General features: G+C 62.8%; 6 protein-coding genes, 1 tRNA gene and 1 pseudogene. 6 read left to right on the top strand and 2 right to left on the bottom strand.

Annotated elements, in window-relative coordinates:
- Both CQ14_RS45670 and CQ14_RS05145 read left to right on the top strand, forming a co-directional pair.
- A partial coding sequence (locus CQ14_RS45670; protein ID WP_245320196.1) for a PepSY domain-containing protein occupies positions 1-378 on the top strand: 378 nt, incomplete at its 5' end.
- Between the two features lie 110 nt (positions 379-488).
- Positions 489-1097, top strand: coding sequence for a sll1863 family stress response protein (locus tag CQ14_RS05145; protein WP_057856919.1), 609 nt, complete (start codon positions 489-491; stop codon positions 1095-1097).
- 779 nt (positions 1098-1876) lie between these two features.
- On the opposite strand, the gene CQ14_RS05140 is transcribed toward CQ14_RS05145, so the two are convergent.
- Positions 1877-1953: transfer RNA gene (locus CQ14_RS05140), tRNA-Pro, on the bottom strand.
- Between the two features lie 69 nt (positions 1954-2022).
- Here CQ14_RS05140 and CQ14_RS05135 point away from each other — a divergent pair.
- Genes CQ14_RS05135 through CQ14_RS05120 form a run of 4 tightly spaced genes read left to right on the top strand, consistent with a single transcriptional unit; the run spans position 2023 to position 5511 of the window.
- Complete coding sequence (locus CQ14_RS05135) at positions 2023-3015, top strand: L-threonylcarbamoyladenylate synthase (RefSeq protein WP_057856849.1); 993 nt, start codon at positions 2023-2025, stop codon at positions 3013-3015.
- 14 nt (positions 3016-3029) lie between these two features.
- A complete protein-coding gene (locus CQ14_RS05130) occupies positions 3030-4457 on the top strand; it encodes an FAD-binding oxidoreductase (RefSeq protein ID WP_057856918.1) in 1428 nt (475 codons plus the stop codon).
- Positions 4458-4465: 8 nt separating this feature from the next.
- On the top strand, positions 4466-4915 hold the full coding sequence (locus CQ14_RS05125; RefSeq protein WP_057856848.1) for a GNAT family acetyltransferase: 450 nt from the start codon (positions 4466-4468) through the stop codon (positions 4913-4915).
- Between the two features lie 14 nt (positions 4916-4929).
- Positions 4930-5511, top strand: coding sequence for an NUDIX hydrolase (locus tag CQ14_RS05120; protein ID WP_057856847.1), 582 nt, complete (start codon positions 4930-4932; stop codon positions 5509-5511).
- A gap of 100 nt (positions 5512-5611) precedes the next feature.
- Here CQ14_RS05120 and CQ14_RS05115 read toward each other — a convergent pair.
- Positions 5612-6300 (bottom strand): annotated as a pseudogene (locus CQ14_RS05115) (SOS response-associated peptidase); the annotation flags it as partial.

The following is a 6300-nucleotide window of genomic DNA, read 5'->3' as shown; positions in this document are numbered from 1 at the left end:
TCAAGGACCGCGGACGTTAGCTTTGAGCTATCCGATCCATCCGTTTATCGAGTGCGGACGGTAAGAAATGAGCAAATTTGGGAGAACGTCATCGATGCGAACACCGGAAGCGTCACTGAAAAAGAAATTTCGTCATCGTTGAAGGAGCTCGACCGAGAGGATCTGGGCAACATCGTTGCCATGAAGTCAGTTGAGCAGGAGCTGTCGGATGCCGTACGCATCGCCGAGAAAGCTGCCGAGGGAAGCGCTCTCGCCGGAGGCCTGATGAAGCAGGACGGCAAACTCAACTTCGTGATCGTCATCGCCAGTGGCGATCGCTTGAAGGAAGTCATGCTCGAACCGCCCAGAGTCGGCAGGCAAGGGGCAAATCGCCACTAACGGTTCAGCCGAGTCAGACGACAAAATCGAACCCGAATTTGACTCAGGTCAACGTGAGCAAGGCCAGGCTCGGAAATGATGAATAATTCGACCAATCAACGGAGATGGTCATGACAGAGCAGAGCAGCATGCATTTATATCTGAATTGGACCAAGGAGCGGATCGACGAGATGGACGCTGCGTTGGCTTCGCTCGAGGTCAAAGCCAGTCAAGCCAAGGCCGACTCCAAGGAGAAGGCGGATGAGATCATCGCAGATCTGAAGCAGCGCCGCGACGAGTTTCAGGCGCTGCTTAAGGCACAAGCCGAATCCGGCGAAGCTGCCTGGGCACGCGCCAAGACGGAGCTGGACAAGCAGTGGAACGGCTTCGAAGCCCAGGTGCAGACCTATTTCGAAAGCGCCGGCAAGCAAATCGAGCAGCAGCAGGCCACGTTCAAGGACATCGCTGCCGCGCAAGCAAAAGCCTGGAGCGAGGCGGCGGATAAATTCAAGTTAGCAGCGGGCAAAGTGGCTGCCGCCCGACGCGCCGATCTCGAGGCCGCGCTTCAGCAAATGAAGTCCGATGCTTCCGAAGCCGAAGCACGCCTGCAAAAGCTCAACCAGGCGGGAAGCGAGTCCTGGTCCGTGCTCAGCACTGCACTCGCAGAGTCGCGCAAGGCTTTCGATCACGCCAACCAGTCCGTGTGGGACGCACTGAGAGGCTCTGGCTCGAAGAGCTGAAGGCAACAATCGTGGCGAACGGCTTACCATCCTTGCCACCCCGGCCCTGCAATGCAACTCGCGGGCTCGTCGGAGATGCCGTGCCCTCTGGCCGACGCATCGGGTCAGAAGCTTGAGATCCTTACGATCTCGTAGCATGTCCCGCATCGGACGCAGCCCATTTTTGGAAAGGCCGCTTTGCGTCAGCAGCGGTCGTTCCATAACCGTTCATTCCGCGAATGGAGCCTTCGCAAAGTTCGGCTTCGGTAATTCGCGGCTCCTCGACCGGAAAACCCCGCCCGAAACGTGGGGCCCGCTACTGGCTACAGCGCGCTCAGCGCTCCCTGCTCGCGGCGGCTGTCGCTAGATTATCTTTGATCTCCCGGTGCACACATCGTGCACACGCCGCCTTCTAACTATTTGAAAACTTTGAACTCTCGTTCCAATCCATCGTGGGCAAGTTTGAGCTAGCTCCAGCCAACGACGTCTATGCCGTACAGGACAGGCGCCAGTGCGGCCGCGCTCCCTTCGGCCGCGCACCCTTGATTCAGCTCATAGGCCCTGGAGGCTGCAAGCGCAGGGAATCTCGAATATGTCGTGATGTCGCCCTGACCCGAGCGCGCGTCGCCGATTTGCACATGGATTCGCGCGTCGCGGCCTCAAGAGCTATGAGGCGATCCGGAAAGCCGCAAAGAGGGTTGAATTGATCGGCAGGAGCTTTAAGAACCCGCGACCCCTGCGTTCCTCGGGGATTCCTGGGGACGCAAAAAATAGCAACGGTTCTAAGCACTTGATATTATTGGTCGGAGTGGCAGGATTCGAACCTGCGACCCCTGCGTCCCGAACGCAGTGCTCTACCGGGCTGAGCCACACTCCGACTTGGAACGCGGCTTATAGCCTTGGGTTTCGGCAACCGCAAGCAGCCGAATTAAGGAAATTAATCACAGTGAATGTTGGCCTGAAAACCCAGATTTTACCCGCCGGCGAGGCGGCCGTGGCGGCTGCCGCGCGCGTGCTGGCCGATGGCGGCCTAGTCGCCTTTCCCACCGAGACGGTCTATGGCATCGGCGCCGATGCCACCAACGCGGCCGCGGTCGCCCATATCTACCAGGCCAAGGGTCGGCCAGCCTTCAATCCACTGATCGCCCATGTCGGCGATATCGCGGCCGCACGGCGAATTGCCCGCTTCGACGGCCCGGCGATGGCGCTCGCCGAGACGTTCTGGCCCGGCCCGCTGACGCTGGTGCTGCCGAAGACGGAAGGTTGCACGGTGGCCGATCTCGCGACCGCGGGCCTCGATACGATCGCGGTCCGCATCCCGGCCCACCCCGTCGCGCGCGATATCCTGCGCGCCTTCGGCGGCCCGGTTGTCGCGCCCTCGGCGAATCTCTCCGGTCACGTTTCGCCCACCACTGCGGCCCATGTGCAGAGCGACCTCGCAGGGAGGATCGCCCTGATCGTCGACGACGGCGCGGTCGAAGTCGGCGTCGAATCCACTATCGTCGGCTGTTTTGACGAGCCGATGCTGCTGCGTCCCGGCGGCCTGCCCCGCGCCGAAATCGAGCGCGTGCTTGGCCGCGCGCTAAGACAGCCGCCGGCGGATGCCGAAAGCGACAGCGGGCAGCCGCTGGCGCCGGGCATGCTGGCCTCGCACTACGCGCCGCGCGCGCGCGTGCGGCTGAACGCCATCGCACTCGAGCCGGGCGAAGCATTGCTCGCATTCGGCCTCGGAGCAATTTCGGGAATTGACGCCGCCTCCGCCGTAATGAATCTGTCAAGGCGCGGCGATCTCGACGAAGCCGCCGCCAACCTGTTCGGCCATCTTCGCGCGCTCGATGCCAAGGGCGTGCGGACGATCGCGGTGATGTCCATTCCGAACGAAGGATTGGGCGAAGCCATCAACGACCGGCTGCGGCGCGCGGCAGTCGGGCGGGAATGAAAGAGAAAAAGAAAATGAATGTCGTCCAGAATTCCGTGCCGCCGCTTCCCGCCGAGCTGATCGCAAAATTCCGCGCCATCGTCGGCGACAAATATGCGGTGACAGATGCGGCCGACATCGCGCCCTACGTCACCGAGGAACGCGACCTGTTCCATGGCCGCTCGCCGCTGGTGCTGCGACCGGGCTCGACGGCCGAAGTGTCCGCGATCTGCAAGCTCGCCAGCGAGCACAGAATCGCGCTGGTGCCGCAGGGCGGCAATACCGGCCTCGTCGGCGGCCAGACCCCGCACAATGGCGAGGTCGTCGTCTCGCTGCGGCGGCTGGATAAAATCCGCGACATCGATCCCGCCTCCAACACCATGACCTGCGAGGCCGGCGTCGTGCTGCAGATCGCGCAAGCGCGCGCCGCCGAAGTCGATCGCCTTTTCCCGCTGTCGCTCGGTGCGGAAGGAAGCTGCACCATCGGCGGCAATCTCTCCACCAATGCCGGCGGCACCGCTGCGCTCGCCTATGGCGTGGCGCGCGAGATGGCGCTCGGGCTCGAAGTCGTGCTCGCCGATGGCCGGATCCTGAACGGATTGTCAAAACTGAAGAAGGACAACACCGGCTACGACCTGCGCAATCTCTTCATCGGCGCCGAGGGCACGCTCGGCATCATCACCGCAGCGACGCTGAAACTGTTTCCGAAGCCGCATGCGGTGGAGACCGCCTATGTTGGCCTGCAATCGCCGGCGCAGGCGCTCAAACTGTTGTCGATTGCGCAGAACGAGGCGGCCGGCAGCCTGACCAGCTTCGAATTGCTGGCCGACATCGCCGTCGATTTCAGCCTGCGCCACGGCATCGATATTCGCGATCCCCTCACGACCAAGCACCCCTGGTACGTGCTGATGGAATTGTCGTCCTCGCGCGACGACGCCCGTGCCGCACTGGAATCGATCCTCGCCAAAGGCATGGAAGAAGGCATCGTCGATGATGCCGTGATCGCGGCGAATCTCTCGCAGCGTGCCGGGTTCTGGAAATTGCGCGACGAAATGTCGGCGGCGCAGAAGCCGGAAGGCGGCTCGATCAAGCACGACATCTCCGTGCCGGTTGCCGCCGTCCCTGCGTTTATCGAAGAAGCCAATGCGGCGGTGGTGAAACTCATCCCGGGCTCACGGCCCGTGCCGTTCGGCCATCTCGGCGACGGCAACATTCATTACAACGTCAGCCAGCCGGTCGGCGGCAATACCGCCGACTTCATGTCGCGCTGGCATGAGGTCAACGAGGTCGTGTTTGCGATCGTGCTGCGGATGGGCGGATCGATTTCGGCCGAGCACGGCATCGGCGTGCTCAAGCGCGACGAACTGCCTGATGTGAAAGACAAGGTCGCGATCGAACTGATGCGCGGCATCAAGGCGATGCTCGATCCGCTCGGCATCATGAATCCGGGGAAAGTGCTGTGACTGCGGCGATGAGAAAGACGATTCCCGCCCTCACCATTGCCGACATCACCGACGCCGACGTCGCAACCGTGATCGCGCTGTGGCAGGCCTGCGGCCTGACGCGGCCGTGGAACGATCCTGCCTCCGACATTGCGATGGCCCGCCGCGGTCCGCATTCGACCGTGCTGATCGGCCGCGACAATGGCGCCATCGTCGCCACCGCGATGGTCGGCCATGACGGCCATCGCGGCTGGGTCTATTACGTCGCCACCGATCCCGATCGACGCGCCAAGGGCTATGGCCGCGCCATCATGAACGCGGCCGAGGACTGGCTGCGCGCCGCTGGCGTGCCGAAACTGCAATTGCTGGTGCGCCCCGAAAACTCCGGCGTTGCCGCGTTCTACCAGTCGATCGGCTTCGGCGAGCAGAAGATCCTGTTCTTCACCAAATGGCTCGACGGCCGCGAACCGCCGCAGTGAGCCGAAGGATTTCCATGCCCCTCTCCGATCGCGTCCGCGTCAAGAACGTCGAGGTCCTCTCCGACGATTACTATCTCCTGCAGAAAACCACGTTCGAATATCGCCGCGCCAACGGCGAGTGGCAGCAGCAAGTCCGCGAGAGCTATGACCGCGGCAACTGCGCAACCGTGCTGCCCTACAATCTCGCGCAGCGCACCGTGATCCTGGTGCGCCAGTTTCGCTATCCGGTCTTCGTCAACGGTTACGATGATCTGCTGATCGAGGCCGCCGCCGGTGTTCTGGACGGCGAAGCGCCGGAGGTGCGGATCCGCGCCGAGGCGGAGGAGGAAACCGGCTATCGGCTCGGCGAGATCAGAAAAATCTTCGAAGCCTTCTCGAGCCCGGGCTCGGTCACCGAAAAGCTGCACTTCTTCGTCGCCGAATATGACCCTTCGATGCGCGTCGGTGACGGTGGTGGCCTCGCCGCCGAGGGCGAGGACATCGAGGTGCTGGAGCTGCCGATCGATTCCGCGCTCGCGATGATTACAGACGGCCGCATCGTCGACGCCAAGACCATCATGCTGTTGCAATACGCCGCGCTGAATATTTTTCGCTGAGGTGCCGTAGGGTGGGCAAAGCGCAGCGTGCCCACCATTCGCGATGATTGCATGGTGGGCACGCTTCGCTTTGCCCACCCTACAAAAGATCGCGCCGCCTTCAAAACAACGACCCCTGCCCGTCATCCTCTTCCACCGCCGCCTTGCGCGGCGCGGCCTTCTTCGCGGGCTTCGGCTCCTCCGCGGCCCGCTGCTCGTCGGTGATCGGCAGCAGCAATTGCGCGTCGTCATTGACCACGCGGTTCACCCGCGTGGAAATCTCGTGCCAGGCGAATTCGCCCTCAGCCGGTCCGCGCAGCAGCGGCATCACGTCGTTGGCGTCATTGGTCCGGCCATCGAGCCAGCGCTCGAATTCCTCGGGCGCGATCGTCACGGGCACGCGATGATGCAATGCTGCAAGATCGCGGCTGGCCGGCGCGGTGACGATGGCGACGCCGTCGGTCTCCTCGCCGTTCGGCCCCATCCAGGTCTCCGCGAGCGCGGCAAAGCCGACAGGGTGGCCGTCGCGGCGATGGATGAAGAACGGCCGCTTGCGACCATCAGCATCCTGCCATTCGTAATAGCCGTCGGCCGGAATCAGGACGCGCCGCCGCTTGATCGCGTTCTTGAACGCGGGCTTGTCGAGCACCGTCTCGGAGCGCGCATTGATCAGGAGCGTAAATTTACGGGGATCCTTGACCCAGGCCGGGACCAGCCCCCAGCGCATCAGCCGAAAATGGCGGCCGCCATTTTCCAGAATGACCACCGGAACCGGTTGAGTGGGCGCGATATTATACCGCGGCGGGAAAT

Origin of the sequence: Bradyrhizobium lablabi (genome assembly GCF_001440475.1) — a bacterium.
Classification (GTDB): domain Bacteria; phylum Pseudomonadota; class Alphaproteobacteria; order Rhizobiales; family Xanthobacteraceae; genus Bradyrhizobium; species Bradyrhizobium lablabi.
Note: the sequence above shows the minus strand (reverse complement) of the source record. Positions and strands in the feature narration are given on the sequence as shown.

Excerpts from the sequence above, each read along its gene's own strand:
- CQ14_RS05145 (WP_057856919.1), top strand. The coding sequence starts at position 489 with ATGACAGAGCAGAGCAGCATGCATTTATATCTGAATTGGACCAAGGAG.
- CQ14_RS05130 (WP_057856918.1), top strand. The coding sequence starts at position 3,030 with ATGAATGTCGTCCAGAATTCCGTGCCGCCGCTTCCCGCCGAGCTGATC.
- CQ14_RS05125 (WP_057856848.1), top strand. The coding sequence starts at position 4,466 with ATGAGAAAGACGATTCCCGCCCTCACCATTGCCGACATCACCGACGCC.
- CQ14_RS05120 (WP_057856847.1), top strand. The coding sequence starts at position 4,930 with ATGCCCCTCTCCGATCGCGTCCGCGTCAAGAACGTCGAGGTCCTCTCC.